The 18,122-nt window shown below is 69.4% G+C and carries 16 protein-coding genes and 1 tRNA gene; 5 read left to right on the top strand and 12 right to left on the bottom strand.

Translation table 11 applies throughout. The annotated features are described in order from the left end of the window. Window positions 1-139: 139 nt before the first annotated feature. Both QF027_RS18300 and QF027_RS18295 read left to right on the top strand, forming a co-directional pair. Window positions 140-1,195, top strand: a complete 1,056-nt coding sequence (locus QF027_RS18300; protein ID WP_306980886.1) for a LacI family DNA-binding transcriptional regulator — start codon at window positions 140-142, stop codon at window positions 1,193-1,195. Between the two features lie 79 nt (window positions 1,196-1,274). Next, the gene (locus tag QF027_RS18295) at window positions 1,275-2,054 is read left to right on the top strand and encodes a serine/threonine protein kinase (protein ID WP_306980887.1); all 780 of its coding nucleotides are present in this window, start codon (window positions 1,275-1,277) and stop codon (window positions 2,052-2,054) included. Between the two features lie 9 nt (window positions 2,055-2,063). Here QF027_RS18295 and QF027_RS18290 read toward each other — a convergent pair whose 3' ends face one another. Then, window positions 2,064-2,960 (bottom strand): SDR family oxidoreductase, encoded by an 897-nt coding sequence (locus QF027_RS18290; RefSeq protein ID WP_307075677.1) that lies wholly within the window; start codon window positions 2,958-2,960, stop codon window positions 2,064-2,066. A 159-nt stretch (window positions 2,961-3,119) separates the two neighbouring features. Here QF027_RS18290 and QF027_RS18285 point away from each other — a divergent pair, with 159 nt between their 5' ends. Continuing rightward, a complete protein-coding gene (locus QF027_RS18285) occupies window positions 3,120-3,995 on the top strand; it encodes a LysR family transcriptional regulator (protein ID WP_306980892.1) in 876 nt (291 codons plus the stop codon). A 49-nt stretch (window positions 3,996-4,044) separates the two neighbouring features. On the opposite strand, the gene QF027_RS18280 is transcribed toward QF027_RS18285, so the two are convergent. The 4 genes from QF027_RS18280 to QF027_RS18265 form a co-directional block, all read right to left on the bottom strand. Next, window positions 4,045-4,120, bottom strand: a tRNA-His gene (locus QF027_RS18280). A gap of 77 nt (window positions 4,121-4,197) precedes the next feature. Continuing rightward, a complete protein-coding gene (gene orn, locus QF027_RS18275) occupies window positions 4,198-4,800 on the bottom strand; it encodes an oligoribonuclease (protein ID WP_057609681.1) in 603 nt (200 codons plus the stop codon). Between the two features lie 99 nt (window positions 4,801-4,899). Continuing rightward, window positions 4,900-6,123, bottom strand: a complete 1,224-nt coding sequence (locus tag QF027_RS18270) for a GlxA family transcriptional regulator (RefSeq protein WP_306980897.1) — start codon at window positions 6,121-6,123, stop codon at window positions 4,900-4,902. Between the two features lie 386 nt (window positions 6,124-6,509). Then, window positions 6,510-6,815 (bottom strand): hypothetical protein, encoded by a 306-nt coding sequence (locus tag QF027_RS18265; RefSeq protein ID WP_306980899.1) that lies wholly within the window; start codon window positions 6,813-6,815, stop codon window positions 6,510-6,512. A 336-nt stretch (window positions 6,816-7,151) separates the two neighbouring features. On the opposite strand from QF027_RS18265, the gene QF027_RS18260 reads away from it, so the two are divergent. Then, window positions 7,152-7,679, top strand: coding sequence for a universal stress protein (locus tag QF027_RS18260; protein ID WP_020277234.1), 528 nt, complete (start codon window positions 7,152-7,154; stop codon window positions 7,677-7,679). A 250-nt stretch (window positions 7,680-7,929) separates the two neighbouring features. Here the strand turns inward: QF027_RS18260 and glmS are convergent, their stop codons facing one another. Together glmS and QF027_RS18250 are read right to left on the bottom strand one after the other, a co-directional pair. Next, on the bottom strand, window positions 7,930-9,747 hold the full coding sequence (gene glmS / locus QF027_RS18255; RefSeq protein ID WP_306980903.1) for a glutamine--fructose-6-phosphate transaminase (isomerizing): 1,818 nt from the start codon (window positions 9,745-9,747) through the stop codon (window positions 7,930-7,932). Between the two features lie 12 nt (window positions 9,748-9,759). Next, on the bottom strand, window positions 9,760-10,017 hold the full coding sequence (locus QF027_RS18250) for a hypothetical protein (RefSeq protein ID WP_057609677.1): 258 nt from the start codon (window positions 10,015-10,017) through the stop codon (window positions 9,760-9,762). A gap of 165 nt (window positions 10,018-10,182) precedes the next feature. Here QF027_RS18250 and QF027_RS18245 point away from each other — a divergent pair, with 165 nt between their 5' ends. Beyond that, window positions 10,183-11,745 (top strand): purple acid phosphatase family protein, encoded by a 1,563-nt coding sequence (locus tag QF027_RS18245; RefSeq protein ID WP_307075675.1) that lies wholly within the window; start codon window positions 10,183-10,185, stop codon window positions 11,743-11,745. A gap of 11 nt (window positions 11,746-11,756) precedes the next feature. Here the strand turns inward: QF027_RS18245 and QF027_RS18240 are convergent, their stop codons facing one another. From QF027_RS18240 to desA, 5 genes are all read right to left on the bottom strand, one after another. Continuing rightward, window positions 11,757-12,650 (bottom strand): DUF4429 domain-containing protein, encoded by an 894-nt coding sequence (locus QF027_RS18240; RefSeq protein WP_306980908.1) that lies wholly within the window; start codon window positions 12,648-12,650, stop codon window positions 11,757-11,759. 310 nt (window positions 12,651-12,960) lie between these two features. Next, window positions 12,961-14,733, bottom strand: coding sequence for an IucA/IucC family protein (locus QF027_RS18235; protein WP_307075673.1), 1,773 nt, complete (start codon window positions 14,731-14,733; stop codon window positions 12,961-12,963). Continuing rightward, the gene (locus QF027_RS18230; protein WP_307075671.1) at window positions 14,730-15,281 is read right to left on the bottom strand and encodes a GNAT family N-acetyltransferase; all 552 of its coding nucleotides are present in this window, start codon (window positions 15,279-15,281) and stop codon (window positions 14,730-14,732) included. The genes QF027_RS18235 and QF027_RS18230 overlap by 4 nt, the downstream gene beginning before the upstream one ends. Further along, window positions 15,278-16,555, bottom strand: a complete 1,278-nt coding sequence (locus QF027_RS18225; protein ID WP_307075669.1) for a lysine N(6)-hydroxylase/L-ornithine N(5)-oxygenase family protein — start codon at window positions 16,553-16,555, stop codon at window positions 15,278-15,280. Before QF027_RS18225 ends, QF027_RS18230 begins: the two co-directional genes overlap by 4 nt. Beyond that, a complete protein-coding gene (gene desA / locus QF027_RS18220; RefSeq protein ID WP_306980915.1) occupies window positions 16,539-17,981 on the bottom strand; it encodes a lysine decarboxylase DesA in 1,443 nt (480 codons plus the stop codon). The genes QF027_RS18225 and desA overlap by 17 nt, the downstream gene beginning before the upstream one ends. Window positions 17,982-18,122 lie beyond the last annotated feature (141 nt).

The following is an 18,122-nucleotide window of genomic DNA, read 5'->3' as shown; positions in this document are numbered from 1 at the left end:
CTGGAACCACTCGGCCCGCCCCGGCGCTCGCGCACAAAGCAGTGGGGTGCGGGGCCACCGGCCCCCGTGACCGTCACGTCCACACACGGGACTGTTAAATTCCAGGCCAGCTTAGAGACACGGTGGGAAGGCGGAGCCCATGGCAAGCCACGGAGCGCGGAGCCGAAGCGGTGGCCGGCCCACCCTCGAAGAGGTGGCCGCGCGCGCCGGCGTCGGCCGGGGGACCGTTTCCCGGGTGATCAACGGCTCGCCCCGGGTCAGCGACGCCACCCGCGCGGCGGTCGAGGCGGCGGTGGCAGAGCTCGGGTACGTCCCGAACACCGCGGCGCGCGCCCTGGCGGCCAACCGCACCGACGCGATCGCACTGGTCGTGCCCGAACCGGAGACGCGGTTCTTCGCAGAGCCGTACTTCTCGGACATGCTGAAGGGTGTGGGCGCCGAGATCTCGGACACCGAGATGCAGCTCCTGCTGATCTTCGCGGGTAGTGACCGCGAACGCCGGCGCCTGGCCCAGTACCTGGCGGCGCACCGGGTCGACGGTGTCCTGCTGGTGTCGGTCCACGCCGACGATCCGCTTCCCGACCTGCTGTCCCAGCTGGAGATCCCGGCGGTGATCAGCGGCCCGCGCTCGGCGGCGGAAACCCTCCCGTCCGTGGACTCCGACAACTACGGCGGCGGCCGCTCGGCCGTGGAGCACCTCCTGGCGGGCGGCCGCCGCGCGATCGCGCACATCACCGGCCGCCTCGACGTGTACGGCGCCCAGCGCCGCGTCGACGGCTACCGGGACGCGCTGCGCGACGCGGGCCACGAGGTGGACGAGCGGCTGATCGAACCCGGCGACTTCACCGAGGAGGGCGGACGCCGGGCCATGACCAGGCTGCTGGCCCGCCGCCCCGACCTGGACGCGGTCTTTGCCGGCTCGGACGTCATGGCGGCCGGCGCCCGCCAGGTCCTGCGCGAGGAGGGGCGCAGCATCCCCTCCGACGTGGCCCTGATCGGCTACGACGACTCGGCCATAGCGCGCCACATGGACCCGCCCCTGACCAGCGTCCGCCAGCCCATCGAGGAGATGGGCCGCCACATGATCGACCTCCTCCTCACGGAGATCGCCGACCGCCGCCCGGCGGTCTCCCGGGGCCTGGAGCGCAGACAGGTGGTCCTGGCCACGGAACTGGTGGCGCGGGCGTCGTCCTGACGTCGGCGAGTCGCGGCGGGGGTGACCACGCGCCACAGCAGCATCAAGAGGTTGAACGCAAGGATCACCCTGGAAGGCCATGACCGCCCATCCCCTGCTGGACGTCGACGAGATCCACGGGACCGAGCCGTACCTGCGGACCGTGGGTCAGGTGTTCCGTTCGTTCCGCGAACAGGACTCCGGCTGCCTCTCCCACGGAGTCCGGCTCCCCGACGGCACCCGCTGGTTCGTGAAGGAGGCCACGACCGACCGCGGCCGGCGCTCGCTCGACCGCGCCTGGTCCTTCCACCGCACGGTCCGGCATCCGGCGATCGTCCCGCAACTGCACCGGATCACCGTGGGAGACCGCCGTACGGCCGTCGTCATGCCGTGGCACGACGGCGAGATCCTCTACGACCGCACCGCGCGCGCCCGCTTCCGCGCCCTGCCCCTCGCCCGAGTCCACCACGCCCTGGACCGCATCCTGGACGCCCACCTCGCCGTCGAGGCCGCGGGTCAGGTCGCCGTGGATCTCTACGACGGCGCCTTCCTCTACGACTTCGGCGCCCACGAGCTCCACCTGATCGACCTGGACGAGTACCGCCCGGGCCCGTTCGTCCTGACCGAGGACCGCCTGCCGGGCTCCACCCGCTTCATGGCCCCCGAGGAGTGGCGGCGCGGAGCCACCATCGACCTCCGCACCACCGTCCACCTCCTCGGGCGCACCGCCCGCCTCCTCCTGGACGCCGGCCCGGGCGAGGACGCCTTTCGCGGTACGTCCGCACAGCTCGCGGTCGTCGAACGGGCCACGCGTCCGGAACCTGGCGAACGGTTCGACGGCGTAAGGGAGTTGGTCGAGGCGTGGCGGGCGGTGTCGTAGCCGAGTGGCTCAGGCGGTCTTGAAGTAGTGGCCCGCCTCCAGGTCCGGGATCAGCGCGGGGTGCTCCGGCTGCCAGTCCAGCAGCTTCCGGGTGAGCGTGCCGGACGCCCGCATGTCGATGGAGGCGAAGCGGCCGAGCCAGCCGAAGTGGTCCATCGCCTCCTCGGGGGCCACGCTCGTGACCGGCACCCCCAGCCCCCGCCCGACGGTCTCGGCGATCTCGCGGAACGGCACTCCCTCGTCCCCGATCGCGTGCAGCCGTACGCCCGCCGGTGCCGCCTCCAGGGCCAGCCGGAACAGCCGGGCCGCGTCGAGCCGGTGCACGGCCGCCCAGTGGTTGGAGCCGTCGCCCACCATGGCCGAGACGCCCTTGTCGCGCGCCAAGTCGATGAACATGGGCACGAAGCCGATGTCGCCCTCGCCGTGCACGCTCGGGGGAAGCCGCAGCACCGACGAGCGCACCCCGCGCTCGGCCAGCGCGAGCGTGGCGAACTCCGAGGCATGCCGGTGCTTGGCGGGGGAGTCCGGGTCGGCCGGGTCCTCCTCGGTGCCGAGGCGCCCCGGTGCCGTCAGCAGGCCTGAGGTGACCACGAAGGGCTTGCCGGTGCCTTCGAGGACGGACCCGATGGCCTCGATCGCCCGCAGGTCGGCCTCGCCGGAGGTGGTCAGGTCGGTGAAGTCGTGGATGAACGCGAGGTGGGCGACCCCGTCGGCCGCCTCGGCACCCCGGCGCAGGCTGTCGAGGTCGTTCAGGTCCCCGCGGTGCGCCTCCGCTCCCGCGGACTTCAGTGCCTCCACGGCCCGGTCCGAACGGGCCAGGCCCAGGACCTCGTGCCCGGCGTCGAGGAGTTCACGGGTGACGGCGGAACCGACGAAGCCGGTCGCACCGGTGACGAATACACGCATGGTGATCCTTCGCTGTGACGAGTGAGGGTCCCAGCGTGCGGAGGAGAGACCGGGCGAGTCCAAAGCTTGTTCCGCATTGCGCAATACGTATCAGGCATGACAGCAGGTGGCAGCCTTCTCTGCGGGAACCGGTCGGGAACCCCGGCGTACGCTTCGGGCATGACCGACCTCGACCTCCGGCTGGTCCGGTACTTCACGGCCGTCGCCGAGCACCGGCACTTCGGCCGGGCCGCCGACGCGCTGCACATCACCCAGCCGTCGCTGAGCCGGCAGATCCGGCGGCTGGAGCAGCAACTGGGCGCGCGACTGCTGGAGCGGACCCCGCAGGGGAGCAGCCTCACCGAGGCGGGGGAGGTCTTCCTGCCCCGGGCGAAGGCGCTGCTGCGCTCGGCGGCCCAGGCGGCGAGCCTTGCCCGGGCGGCCGCCGAGCCGAGCCGGATCACCGTGGGGTACACGGCGGGGATCATCGTCACCCCGGCGGTGCGCGCACTGCGCGAGCGCTACCCGGACGCCGACGTCAGGACCGCGCACGTCGACTGGGGCGAGCGGACCACGGCCCTGCCCGAGCTGAAGGTCGACGTGCTGGTGACCCGGCTGCCCTTCCCGACCGACGGGGCGCAGGTGACGGTCCTCTACGACGAGCCCCGGGTCCTGGTGCTCCCGGTCGGTCACCGCCTCGCCGGCAAGGAGTCCGTCACCCTCGACGACATCGCCGACGAGCCGCTGGTCCGGGTGGCCGACCCGGTCTGGAACGCGTACTGGCGCATCGACCCCCGACCGGACGGCCGCCCGGCACCCGGCGGTCCGCTGGCCGACGCCCTGGAGGACAAGTTCGAACTCGTCGCCTCCGGGCAGGCCCTGGCCATCACGGCGTTGCCCCGGGCCGGTGCGCTGCGCCCCGACGTCACCGCGGTCCCGCTGCACGGGGTCGACCCGGCCCATGTGGTCCTCGCGACCCGAGCCGAGGAGCGGAGCCGGTTGGTCGCGGCCTTCCGCAAGGCCGCGCGGACCTTGCTCAAGGCGTCCGACTCCTGAAACGACCTCAGCCGGTGACCCTGTCTCCAGGATCACCGGCTGAGGTGAGTGGGGTGAGTGACGGGACTTGAACCCGCGGCCACCTGGACCACAACCAGGTGCTCTACCAACTGAGCTACACCCACCATGTTCGGCTGTCCGGGTTTCCCTGACCGGCCGAGAAAAAGTGTACAGGGTCTGAAGGGGTGCTCGCGCCCGGCTTTTACCGCCCCGGCAGTACGTGCTTCGCGGCGATCGTCTTCGCGGTGTCGGAGTCGGGTCCGGGCTGCGGGACGAAGATCGCCTCGCGGTAGTAGCGCAGCTCCGCGATGGATTCGCGGATGTCGGCGAGGGCACGGTGGTTGCCGTTCTTCTCCGGGCTGTTGAAGTAGGCCCGCGGGTACCAGCGCCGGGCGAGCTCCTTGACGGAGCTGACGTCCACGATCCGGTAGTGGAGGTAGTCCTCCAGAGTGGGCATGTCCCGGAGCAGGAACCCGCGGTCGGTGCCGACGGAGTTGCCGCACAGCGGGGCCTTGCCGGGTTCCTTGACGTGCTCGCGGACATAGGAGAGGACCTGGTCCTCGGCGTCGGCGAGCGTCGTGCCGCCGGACAGCTCCGTGAGCAGTCCGGACGCGGTGTGCATCTGACGCACCACCTCCGGCATCGTCTCCAGCGCCTGGTCCGGCGGGCGGATGACGATGTCCACACCGTCGCCGAGCACGTTGAGCTCGGAGTCGGTGACGAGGGCGGCAACCTCGATGAGCGCGTCGTCGGACAGCGAGAGGCCGGTCATCTCGCAGTCGATCCACACCATGCGATCGTTCATGCGAACACCCTACGGCTGACGTCTGCTTTTGGGTGCCCCGCGTCGGCGCGAGCACCTGCGACACCGGGCGGGCCGGGTGGCCCGCCCCGTGTCAGGACGTCACGTGCCGCTGCGCTGCCCCGGCAGGCTCGCCCGGCCTCCGACGTACAGCTCGCGGCCGTTCTCGGAGGACGGGCCCACGGGGGCCGGGGTGCGGCGGCTCTGGAGCGGTACCGGACCGCTCTCCGGGTGCAGCTGCACCGGCGGGCTGGGCGCGGGACCGGTCTGACCCACCGAGGCGTCGCTGTCCACCGGCTTGTCGCCCTGCGGACGGCGGGCCCGGTACGCGGCCCGGTAGGCGGCCGGGGACGAGCCCAGCTGCCGCCGGAAGTGCCCGCGCAGCGCCACCGGCGAGCGGAAGCCGCAGCGGCCCGCGACCTCGTCCACCGAGTAGTCGGACGTCTCCAGCAGCCGCTGCGCCTGCAGCACCCGCTGCGTGATGAGCCACTGCAGCGGGGCCGAACCCGTCAGCGAGCGGAACCGGCGGTCGAACGTACGACGGCTCATGTACGCCCGCGCCGCCAGCGTCTCCACGTCGAACTGCTCGTGGAGGTGCTCCAGCGCCCAGGCGACGACCTCGGCGAGCGGGTCGGCGCCGATCTCCTCTGGTAAAGACCTGTCGAGGTAGCGCTCCTGACCGCCGCTGCGGCGCGGAGGGACCACCAGGCGCCGGGCCAGCGCGCCGGCCGCCTCGTTGCCGTGGTCCGTCCGCACGATGTGGAGACAGAGGTCGATTCCGGCCGCGGTACCGGCCGAGGTCAGTACGTCACCGTCGTCCACGAAGAGTTCTCGTGGATCCACGTGCACCGACGGGTAGCGCTTGGCCAGCGTCGGTGCGTACATCCAGTGTGTTGTCGCGGGGCGGCCGTCCAGCAGGCCCGCCGCGGCCAGAACGAAGGCGCCGGTGCACAGCCCGACGATGCGGGCGCCTTCCTCGTGCGCCCGGCGCAGAGCGTCGAGCGCCTCCTCCGGCGGCGGCGAAGTGATCGAGCGCCAGGCCGGTACGACGACCGTGCCCGCGCGTGAGATCGCTTCCAGGCCATGCGGTGCGGTGAGTTCCAGGCCCCCTGTGGTCCGCAGTGGGCCTTCTTCGCCGCCGCACACCAAAAGGCGGTAGCGCGGCACGCCGGCGTCCTGGCGGTCAATCCCGAACACCGACAACGGTATGGAACTCTCGAAGATGGGGCCGCCGCTGAACAGCAGCACCGCGACGATCTCCTTGCGGCGTCGCCCGGAAAGCTTCCGGGCCGCGGCTTCCGGCGCGGCAGTGGAGTCGTGGCTCATACTGCTAAGCCCCCCTCGGTGGTCGCGGCGCCCCTAACTTGTCGGGCATGTCGCTCCAGCACGTTTCCCCTCGGTCCTGCACGAGTCCCCCGCCGTAAGACGTCAAGATCGAATCTACTGTGTCCCGTGGTGTCGGCGTGACCAGTTCGTCATCCGGCACATTGTCGACATGGCAACTTGGCGTAAAGCATTCGATCACGAAGCGTTGCACTCGTGGGCCGTGCAGGGAAGTGCGCCTTGCGGCGGTGGCTAATCCACGTAGGGTGCGCAGGACCCCGGAGACCCTATCCGTGCAGGTGGAACGGGGGTTGAGGGGTGGTCGGACCAAGGGACACGCCCAATGCGGAAGTTGGCTGAAAAGAATCGTCCCGGTGCATGAAAACCGGTCAGCCGACCGGTGTATTTCCCCCGGTGTGACGACCGCCTCGATGGGCCCCGGTGCCGCTCCTGTGGCGACGGCCACGATGCGGTGTCCACTCCTCCGCCCGCAGTTGGGCCGCGCCGCGCTCCGACTGGCGCAGGAGGATACGGCAGACGGCCGTGACGGCGGCGAGACCGAGGGCCGTGCCCGCCGCGCCGGCCAGCGAGGTGCCGTAGCAGACGAGAACCACGGGGACGAGGACGCAGCTGAAGGCCGCCCAGCGGACCACGTCCGTGGTGGAGTCCTCGGAGGGCGGTCGGTGTCCGGTCATCGCGTGCTCCCTGTGGCGTCTCCCTGCGGGGTGGCTCACGGAGGTCAACGCGCGTTCGACCGGTCGGTCACTGTATCGAGGGGCCGTCCGTGGGTCCGGGACGGGAACGGCCATGTGAACCCTGTGCAAACCGCCTGTACAGCGCAGCAACCATTGCGTTGCGGGCGCCCCCTCGTGCATGCTCCGTGGAACCCCCACGGACCGAGGGCGGGCGCTGGGCCAAGGAGGCTTGCCGCCGTACCCTTGGGGGTATGGGGTTGGGAAGATGATTCCCGGACACAGCTCCGCCGCACAGTGTCGTCCCTCCCACACAAGGATCACAACGCCGAGACAGCCATGGCCGGTCACGAATTCTTCGAACCAGCGGACCGCAAGCGGCCCGTCGCCGACCCCACGGCGGCCGAGCCCCTGGCGGCGGAAGAGCCACGCCACTCCTGCGACCCCGCCTTCAAGCACGGCGTCGTGGTCGGCTTCGACGGCTCCACGTCCAGCGAGCGCGCCCTCGCGTACGCAATCGGCATGGCCCATCGCTCCGGCTCGGGCCTGATCATCGTGCATGTCGCCAACCGGCTGCCCACCACCGTGTGGGCCGGCTGCGAGCCACCGGTCTTCGTCGACGTGCCGGATCACCGCACCGAGGTGCTCGGCCTCGAGCTCGCCTGTGCCGACTACCTGGCCGAGGTGCCCTGGATCCTCGTCGAGCGCGGCGGAGACATCTGCCACGAGCTCGAGGAGGTCGGGCGGGAGTACGAGGCGGACGCGATCGTCGTCGGCTCCACTCACGGCATCGTGGGGCGCATCTTCGGCTCCGTCGCGGGGCGGCTCGCCAAGCGGGCGAAGCGGCCCGTCGTCGTCATTCCGTAACTCGCCCTCCTCCCAGGTGAGATGGGCGAATCTACTCGTGTGTAGAGGTGTTTGTGCCCTGGTGAAGGGCATATAGCGGTCACCGCGCCGCGCCCACCGAAGCGTGCTGCCGACCGGGGCGTGACGGCCACCGGTCAGCTGCGCGGGCCGGGAGTTGGGCGGCTTCCCGGCGATGAAACGGACCCCCCGTGAGCATCACGTGGGGTCCGTCCTCATGTCCGGCCTCTGCGGGTGTGGCCCTTCGGGGCGACTACTCCACCGTGACCGACTTGGCGAGGTTCCTCGGCTTGTCGATGTCCCGGCCCAGCGCCAAGGCCGTGTGGTACGCGAGGAGTTGGAGGGGGATACCCATCAGGATGGGGTCCAGTTCGTCCTCGTTCTTCGGGACCACGATCGTCTCGTCGGCCTTCTCCTGGTGCTGGTGGGCGACCGCCAGGATCCTGCCGCTGCGGGCCTTGATCTCCTCCAGAGCGGCGCGGTTCTTCTCCAGGAGGTCGTCGTCGGGGACGATCGCCACCGTCGGGAGGGCAGGCTCGATCAGGGCCAGGGGGCCGTGCTTGAGCTCGGAGGCGGGGTAGGCCTCAGCGTGGATGTAGGAGACCTCCTTGAGCTTCAGGGACGCCTCGCGGGCCACCGGGTAGCCCCGCACCCGGCCGATGAAGAGCATCGAGCGGGCCTCGGCGTACTGCTCGGCCAGCTTCCTGATGTGCTCCTCCTGCTCCAGCATCTCGGTGATCTGCGCGGGGAGCTTGCGCAGGCCCTCGATGATCCGCTTGCCGTCGCGGACCGACAGGTCACGGGTGCGGCCCAGGTGGAGGGCGAGGAGGGCGAAGGCCACCGTCGTGTTGGTGAAGCACTTCGTGGAGACCACGCAGACCTCCGGGCCCGCGTGCACGTAGATGCCGCCGTCGGCCTCCCGGGCGATCGCCGAGCCGACCACGTTCACCACGCCCAGGACGCGCGCGCCCTTGCGCTTGAGCTCCTGGACGGCCGCGAGGACGTCGTAGGTCTCACCGGACTGCGAGACCGCGATGTAGAGGGTGTCCGGGTCCACGACCGCGTTGCGGTAACGGAACTCCGAGGCGGGCTCCGCGTCCGCGGGGATGCGGGCCAGCTCCTCGATCATCTGGGCGCCGATCATGCCCGCGTGGTACGAGGTGCCACAGCCGAGGATCTTCACGCGGCGGATCTGACGGGCCTCGCGGGCGTCCAGGTTGAGGCCGCCCAGGTGCACGGTGGAGAAGCGGTCGTCGATGCGGCCGCGCAGGACGCGGTCCACGGCGTCGGCCTGCTCGTGGATCTCCTTGTGCATGTAGGTGTCGTGGCCGCCCATGTCGTAGGAGGCGGCCTCCCACTCGACGGTGGTGGGCTCGGCCGTCGTGCGGGTGCCCTCCGTCGTGTAGGTGCGGAAGTCGTCGGCCTTGAGCGTGGCCATCTCGCCGTCGTCCAGCGTCACTATCTGCCGCGTGTGGGCGACCAGTGCGGCGATGTCCGAGGCGACGAACATCTCCTTCTCGCCGATGCCGAGGACGACCGGGGAGCCGTTGCGGGCCACCACGATGCGGTCGCTGAAGTCGGCGTGCATCACGGCGATGCCGTAGGTGCCCTCGATCACCCGCAGGGTCTCGCGGACCTTGTCCTCCAGGTTGGTCGCCTGGGAGCGCGCGATGAGGTGGACGAGCACCTCGGTGTCGGTCTCGGAGAGGAACTCGACACCGTCCGCCTCCAGCTTGCGGCGCAGGTCGGAGGCGTTGTCGATGATGCCGTTGTGGACGACGGCGACCTTGCCCTCGGCGTCCAGGTGCGGGTGGGCGTTCACGTCGGAGGGGGCGCCGTGGGTGGCCCAGCGGGTGTGGGCGATGCCGGTCGTGCCCTTGAAGCGGGCCGGGACCTTCGCCTCCAGGTCGCGCACCCGGCCCTTGGCCTTGACCATCCTCAGGCCGGCCGTCTTCGGCGAGGTGACGACTATGCCGGCCGAGTCGTAGCCGCGGTACTCCAGGCGCTGCAGACCCTCCAGGAGCAGGGGGGCGACATCACGCTTCCCGATGTAACCGACGATTCCGCACATGTGTATGCATTCCTAGCCGTAGACGATGCGCCGTAGCTGCCTGAGCGTGAGCTCGGGCGGTGCCACCGCTCGGTATTTCAGATCCGCCTCGATCCGTCCGAAGATCTCCGTGTTCACCAGACCCTGCGCCTGGAGTTCGCGGTGGCGGCGACGGACGAACTCCACGGTCGTCTCGTCGAAGTAGGCGAGCACGTCCTGGATCACCCGCAGCGCCTCGCCCCGGCTCAGGGGCGTGGACCGCGTCAGATGATCAACCAGGTCGTCGTGCACCCGGTAGATCCTGGGGTACCGCGAGCCGATTCGCAAGAATCCTGCCCGGTATCGGGCAAGGTGCTGTTGATGTTCTTATGGACGTCTGTTCGCAAGCTGTCCATGCTGCGTCTTACACCTCGTTGCTCATGGCGACGAGTTTCAGACGTCATGGACATTCCTCGTATGGGCGTACCCGACCAGCTCGCCGAGCACATGAGCATGGCCGAGCAGCACGAGTACCTGCGCGCCAGATTCTCCCGGCGCACCATGATCAGAGGCGGCGCCGTCACGCTGGGCGCCGTCGCGGGTGGCGCGTTCGTGCCGGGCGCCGTCGCCCAGGCCGCCACGCCGACCCGGACCTTCGCCGGCGCCGAGAGCGTCGACGGCGCTCTCGTCGCCCCCTTCGGCCGTCACCTCGCCTACGGCAACGACGCGCGCACCGAGATGACCGTCTCGTGGCAGGTGCCGGTCGCGGTCAAGAAGCCGTTCATCCGGATCGGCGCCCGCCCCTGGGACCTCTCCCACAAGATCGAGGCCGAGGTGCGCACCCTGTACACCCCGGCCGGCGTCGGCGCCGGCGGCGATCACACGCAGTACTACGTGCACGCCAGGCTGAGCCGGCTGCGCCCCGGCCAGACCTACTACTACGGTGTCGGCCACCAGGGCTTCGATCCGGCCGAGCCGCACCTGACCGGCACCCTGGGCACCTTCACCACCGCGCCCGCCCACAAGAAGCCGTTCACCTTCACGGCCTTCGGCGACCAGGGCGTCAGCTACCACGGCCTGGCCAACGACAGCCTGCTCCTCGGCCAGAACCCGGCCTTCCACCTGCACGCCGGCGACATCGCCTACGCCGATCCGGCCGGCCAGGGCAAGTCCGCCGACACGGGTTTCGACTCGCGCGTGTGGGACCAGTTCCTCGCCCAGACCGAGTCGGTGGCCAAGTCCGTGCCGTGGATGGTGAGTTACGGCAACCACGACATGGAGGCCTGGTACTCGCCCAACGGCTACGGCGGCGAGGAGGCCCGCTTCACGCTCCCGGACAACGGGCCGGACACGGCGCACCTGCCGGGCGTGTACTCCTTCGTCTACGGCAACACGGCGGTCATCGCGCTGGACCCGAACGACGTCTCCTTCGAGATCCCGGCCAACCTCGGCATCTCCGGCGGCACCCAGACCACCTGGTTCGAGGGGCAGCTGAAGAAGTACCGGGCCGCGAAGGACATCGACTTCATCATCGTGTTCTTCCACCACTGCGCCTACTGCACCTCCACCGCGCACGCTTCGGAGGGGGGCGTGCGCCAGGAGTGGGTGCCGCTGTTCGAGAAGTACACGGTGGACCTGGTCATCAACGGTCACAACCACCAGTACGAGCGCACCGACGTCATCAAGGGCGACAAGGTCGCCAAGAAGCTCCCGATCGGCGAGACGGCCTACTCCGAGACCGAAGGGGTCGTCTACGTCACGGCGGGCGCCGCGGGCCGCAGCCTGTACGCGTTCTCCGCGCCGGACTCCTACGAGGGCCACCTCGACGAGCAGGACTCCGTCGCCTCCTTCATCAACACCAAGGACGGCAAGGTCAACGAGACCGTCGCCTGGTCCCGGGTGCGCTACCTCAACTACTCCTTCCTGCGCGTGGACGTGGAACCCGCAGCACGGGGCCACTACGCCAAGCTGAAGGTGTCGGGCATCGCCGAGACCGGTGACCGCATCGACCACTTCACGGTGGCGCGCAGGGCGAAGTAACCCGCCTCGGATCACATCCGCTTGAGGATCGCCTGCTTGGCCATCGTGAACTCCTCGTCCGTCAGGACACCCGTGCGGTGCAGCTCACCGAGCTCGCGCAGCCGGCGCAGGAGGGCATCGTGACCGTCCTCGGCGGAGCCGACCGGAGAAGAAGGCGTTTCCGGTCGTACGTCCCGCGTTGTGCGTACGTCGATGGCGGCGGCCCGCGCCGGGTGCGGCAGCCTGGCCTGGACCGCCGCCGCGACCAACGCCATCAGCGGGTCCTTCTTGAAGCCCCACAGCTCCACCGCGTTGGGGTCGTACTTCGGCGGGGCCTTCGTCGGGGCGTGCCGCACGGTGAAGCGCAGGTGGCCGTTCTCCAGGCCGGCCGCGGGTTGCCATTCCACGGCGACGACATCGGTCAGGGCCAGGGTGCGGGGCCCCGCGGAGGCCTTGGCGTCCTCCGTCTTCCAGTTCCACTCCAGCCGGATGTGCTCGCCGTCGAAGGCGGCGGTGCCGTCACCGGCGGAGACGGACAGGGGAACGGCCGGGCCGGGGAGCAGGTACTCGGTGACCGGATCGGTGGGGACCTCATCCAGAAGCAGGGCGCTCCGGACCTCGTCCACGAAGTACTCGGCGACGCCGTAGCGGTCCGACTCGACGGTCAGCTGGTACGGGTCGTGCGGCTCGCTCAACCGGCCGCCCGTCGCATGCAGCAGGGGGTCGGCGCCGTCGCGCAGCCGCAGTCTCAACCGGCCGCTCTTCTTGCCCTGTTCAAGGGAAATGCCCGCCAACGCGCCCAGCGGAACGACGAGTTCACCCAGCGTCCTGCGGAGCAGCCCGACGCTCTTGTCCCTTCCCGGCGTCAGCCGCAGGGCGTCGCCGTCGAAGATCCAAGTGCCGTCCCTCTGGAGGATTTCCGCCATGGGGAAATTCTGGCATCCGGGACTCGGTCGCCGAGCGCTTCGTCCAGGGCGTCGTCGAGAACGAAGACAGCCGCCCTCCCGGCGGTCCCGGTCGACAGGCGTCGCCGTATCCGGTTGGTGGGCGCGGAGCGCGTCGTGCCAATGCTCGTCCGGGCTGGTCTCCACCCGGCTGACGCCGAAGGCGCAAGACCCCCGGGAGCGCTGCTCCCAGAGGCAGCCTGAGTCTGGAATCCCCCTCACTCATGAGCCGGAAAAGGACAGGGCCCGGGAGGACCGTACTCCCGGGCCCCGCCTGGCTGTCGAGGCCGTCCTACCGGCCCGCGATGGGGTTGTTCAGCGTGCCGACCAGCTGGAGCGCGCCCGACGGGTCCGCCAGGTCCACCATCTGCTTGTTGTTGCGCAGCTGGAGGCGGTTGAGGCAGGACCGGGCGAACTCGGGCGCGAACATGTCGTACTGACGGAACTTGTCGGCGAGTTCGGGCACCGAGTGCTGGTAGTCGCGGGTGACCTCGGCGACCGTGCGCCAGAAGTCCTCCTCCTCCAGGATTCCCTCAGCGGCGAGGTTCGCGGCGAGGAAGCGGAAGAAGCAGTCGAAGACGTCCGTGAAGATCGACAGCAGCTTCGTGTCGTCGGGGACCTCGACACGCAGCCGCTCGACCGTCGGCGGCAGCACCGCCTCCGGGTCCATGACGGCGATCTCCTCGGCGATGTCCTTGTAGATCGCCCGCTCGACCACGCCGTCCTTCAGGACCAGGATGACGTTCTCGCCGTGCGGCATGAACACCAGGTCGTAGGCGTAGAAGCTGTGCAGGAGCGGGGTGTAGTAGGCGCGGAGGTAGCGGCGCAGCCAGTCGGTCGGGGTGAGCCCCGACCGCTCGATGAGGGCGCCCGCGAAGGACCTGCCCTCGTGGTCGACGTGCACCAGCGAGGCCATGGTGGCGAGCGACTCGCCGTCCTGGAGGGACGGGACCGGGCTCTCGCGCCACAGCGCGGCGAGCATCTTGCGGTACGGCGAGTAGCGGTCGGTGGCCGCCTCGTACTCCAGGTGCCGGTAGCCCACGGCCGCCCGCTCGCGGATGATCGTGAGGCCCGTCGACTTCAGCACCGGGTCGCCCTCGATCAGCCCGGCGAGCCAGTCGTTGATGGCCGGGGTCGCCTCCATGTATGCGGCCGAAAGTCCGCGCATGAAGCCCATGTTGAGGACCGACAGGGCCGTCTTCACATAGTGCTTCTCCGGGCTCGACCGGTTGAAGAAGGTCCGGATGGACTGCTGGGCCAGGTACTCGTCGTCGCCCTCGCCCAGGCAGACCAGCAGCCCGCGGGCGACCTCGGCGGCGAAGGTGACGGTGAGCTTGTTCCACCACTGCCAGGGGTGGACCGGGATGAGGAGGTAGTCGGCCGGGTCGAGGTCCTTGTCGCGCAGGACGCCGTAGAAGCGCTCGACGGTCGCCTCGCCCAGCTCCTGGCGTACGAAGGACTCGTACTCGATGCCGGCCCCGGCCGTGAACGCGGCGCGTGAGCGGTGGGCGGCGAGCCAGACCAGGCGGACCGGGCTCGCGGTCTCGGGGGCGTACGAGAGGTACTCGTGGATGCCGAAGCCGAGCCGGCCGTTGTTGGCGACGAAGCAGGGGTGGCCCTCGGTCATGCCGGACTCGATGGCCTGGAAGGAGCTCTTCGCGAGTTCGGCGACCGGGACCTGCGGCTTGGTGAGCTTGTAGCAGGTGCCCGAGAGGGTGGAGGAGATCTCCTCCAGGTAGACCGGCAGGATCTCGTCGCTCAGGCCCAGGGTCTGCTTCAGTTCGATGAGGAAGTCCAGGGCGGCGAGGGGGAGTTCGGTGCCTTCGCGGTGGCGGGTGATCGAGTCGGCGTCGATCTGCCAGTGGTCCAGGGCGCGGCGGACGGCCGTGAAGTCGTAGCGGGTCTTGCCGTCGTCGCTGCGGACGACGTACTGGTCCTTGTCGGTCTCCTCGGGCTCGATCAGCCGCTCGTGCGCGAACTCGGCGAGGCCCTTGCGGACCAGCAGGCGGTTGGCGGTCTCCCAGCGCTCGGGGGACAGATGGGCCACGGCGTCGGCGAGGCTCATGCGGTCACCCCCGTCGCGGCCACGCCGTGTTGAATTTCAAAGAAGCGTTCCCGCGTGCAGAAGCTCAACAGGGCCGTCTTCTCCGGCTTCTGGATCTCGCGCTCGGGCACGAACCCGACGGCCTCGTTCAGGGCGTGGACCGCCTTGTTGGAGACGTCCGGCTCCACGACGACCCGCTCAACGGCCGGGTCCTCAAAGAGATGGGCCATCACGGCGGTGATGACGGACCGGGTGAACCCGTGGACGGGCGTGTCGGTCGCCGGGGTCAGGAAGTGCATGCCGACGTCGCCCGGCCGGGGCTCGTACAGCCCGACGAGCTCGCGGTGGGCGGGGTCGTACTTCTCCATCAGGAAGGCGGGCTCGCCGTCCTCGCGGAGCCCCAGCAGGGCGTGGTGGTGCTCGTCGGCCGCGATGTCCATGTACGCGCGCTCGACGTCCTCGAGCTTCGCGTCCTGCATCATCCAGAACGCGGCCTTGGGATGGGTGACCCACCCGTGCAGGAGCTCGGCGTCCTTCAGGGGGTCGAGGGGGCGGAAGGTGAAGGTCATACTGCGAACTCCTGGAACGCGATCGTCTTCTCGACCGGGTAGTACTCGGTGCCGAGCAGCTCTCGGATGATGTAGCTGTTGCGGTAGGCACCCATGCCCAGGTCGGGGCTGGTGATGCTGTGGGTGTGGACGCCGGCGTTCTGGAGGAAGACGCCTCTGCCCGTCACGTCGATCGCGTAATTGCGGGACACGTCGAAGTTGCCCTGGGAGTCGTACACCAGGCGGTCCTTGACGGGCGCCAGGAACTTTGGCTCGGCGTACTTGTAGCCGGTGGCGAGGACGAGACCCTGTGACTCGATCTCGAAGTCCTTCTCCTGCTCCTCCTGGCGGAAGGAGAGCGTGTACGTGCCGTTCTCGTGACGCGCGCTGTTCAGCGAGGAGTTGGTGAGCAGACGGGTGGGGACCGGGCCGCCGAGGTTCTTCTGGTAGAGCAGGTCGAAGATCTCGTTGATCAGGTCGCCGTCGATGCCCTTGAACAGGCCCTTCTGCTCGGCGGTGAGCCGATAGCGGGTGGCCTCGGGGAGCTCGCGGTAGTAGTCGACGTACTCCGGGGAGGTCATCTCCAGCGTGAGCTTGGTGTATTCGAGGGGGAAGAAGCGGGGGGAGCGGGTCACCCAGTTCAGCCGGTAGCCGTGGACGTCGATCTCGCCGAGGAGGTCGTGGTAGATCTCGGCGGCGGACTGACCCGAGCCGACGACGGTGATCGACTCCTTCTTGACCAGCTCCGAACGGTGCTGAACGTAGCGGGAGTTGTGGATGAAGTCTCCGTCCAGCCCCTGGCAGGCCTCCGGGATGTACGGCGGGGTACCGGTGCCGAGGACCAGGTGGCGGGCGCGGAACTCCTCACCGGCCGCGGTCTTCACGGCATAGAGGTCGTTCTCGTACGTCACCTCGGTGACCGTCGTGCTGAAGCGGACGTTGCTCAGCCTGTTCGCGGCCCAGCGGCAGTAGTCGTCGTACTCCACCCGCAGGGGATAGAAGTTCTCGCGGATGTAGAACGAGTACAGCCGGCCCTTCTCCTTCAGGTAGTTGAGGAAGGAGTACGGCGAGGTCGGGTCCGCGAGGGTGACCAGGTCCGACATGAACGGGGTCTGGAGGTGGGCGCCGTCCAGGAACATGCCGGCGTGCCACTCGAAGTCGGGCTTCGAGTCCAGGAAGATCCCGTCGAGTTCGGCGATGGGCTCGGTGAGGCAGGCGAGGCCGAGGTTGAACGGGCCGAGCCCGATCCCCACGAAATCGTAGGTCGTGTTCTGGACTTCAGGACGCGCGGTCAAGGGACTCTCCCAGGTACTGCTCGGCGTGGCCGGCGATCAGGTCGAGAACGACGGACATGTCCTCGACCGTCGTCTCGGGGTTGAGCAGGGTGAACTTCAGGTAGTGACGGCCGCTCACCTTGGTGCCTGCGACCACCGCGTCGCCGGAGGCGAACAGGGCCTTGCGGGCGTACAGGTTGGCGCGGTCGATCTCGGCCGGGTCGGTGACGGAGGCCGGAATGTAGCGGAAGACGAGCGTGGAGAGCGAGGGCTCGACCACGACGTCGAAGCGGGGGTCGGCGGCGAGCAGTTTCCAGCCCTCGACGGCCAGGTCGCAGACTTCGTCGAAGAGCTGTCCGATGCCGTCGGCGCCCATCACGCGCAGGGTCATCCACAGCTTGAGCGCGTCGAAGCGGCGGGTGGTCTGGAGGGACTTGTCCACCTGGTTGGGAATACGTTCCTGCACCATGCGGCGCGGGTTGAGGTACTCCGCGTGGTAGGTGGCGTGACGCAGGGTCGAGGAGTCCCGTACCAGCACGGCGGACGAACTCACCGGCTGGAAGAAGGACTTGTGGTAGTCCACGGTGACCGAGTCGGCGCGCTCGATGCCGTCGATGCGGTCCCGGAACCTGAGCGAGGCGAGCAGCCCGCAGCCGTAGGCCGCGTCCACATGCATCCAGGCGCCGTACTGCTCGCACAGCTCGGCGATCTCGGGCAGCGGGTCGATGGAACCGAAGTCGGTGGTGCCCGCGGTGGCGACGACGGCCATCGGGACCAGGCCGTCGCGACGGCAGCGCTCCAGCTCACGGGCGAGGGCGACGGTCTGCATGCGCTTGTCGTGGTCGACGGGGATGGAGACCACGGAGTCCTGGCCGAGTCCGAGGAGCTTGGCCGACTTCTTCACGCTGAAGTGGCTGACCTCCGAGGCGAAGATGCGCAGTCCGGCCGTCGTGTTCGCCTTGGCCTCCTCACGGGCGAGCAGCAGCGCCTGCAGGTTGGACTGCGTCCCGCCCGAGGTGAACACCCCGTCCGCGTTGTCGCCGAGACCGATGCGCGCGGTCGTCCAGTCGATCAGCTTGCGTTCGATGAGGGTGCCGCCGGCCGACTGGTCCCAGGTGTCCAGGGAGGAGTTGACGGCCGAGAGGATGGCCTCGCCGAGCACGGCCGGGATGACGACCGGGCAGTTGAGGTGGGCGAGGTAGCGGGGGTGGTGGAAGTAGATCGCGTCGCGGAGGTAGACGTCCTCCAGCTCGTCGAGCACCGCTGCGGTGTCCAGCAGGGGCTTGTCGAGGTCGATCTCGTCGATGCGGGGACTGAGACCGTCTACGGTGACTCCGGTGAACGGCCTTGTGGTGGTGGCGAGTTTGGCCGCCACCCGCTCGATTCCTTCGGTCACGGAGCGGCGGTAGCTCTCCGCGGTCGTGTCATTGAGCAGGTGCGAGCGCATGCGGGGGCCCTCCGGTGGGGAAATCCGTGCGGGACGGGGCAGGAGCGGGGCAGGGCCCCAGGCTTCAACTTAGGTAAGCCTAACCTAATTAGCGCGGGGGAAAACCTGCCTCACCGGTGACTGGCGTCACGTGGACGGGAG

Origin of the sequence: Streptomyces canus (genome assembly GCF_030816965.1) — a bacterium.
Taxonomy (GTDB): domain Bacteria; phylum Actinomycetota; class Actinomycetes; order Streptomycetales; family Streptomycetaceae; genus Streptomyces; species Streptomyces canus_E.
The sequence above is the reverse complement of the archived record's forward strand: the minus strand, read 5'-3'. Positions and strand labels throughout refer to the sequence as shown.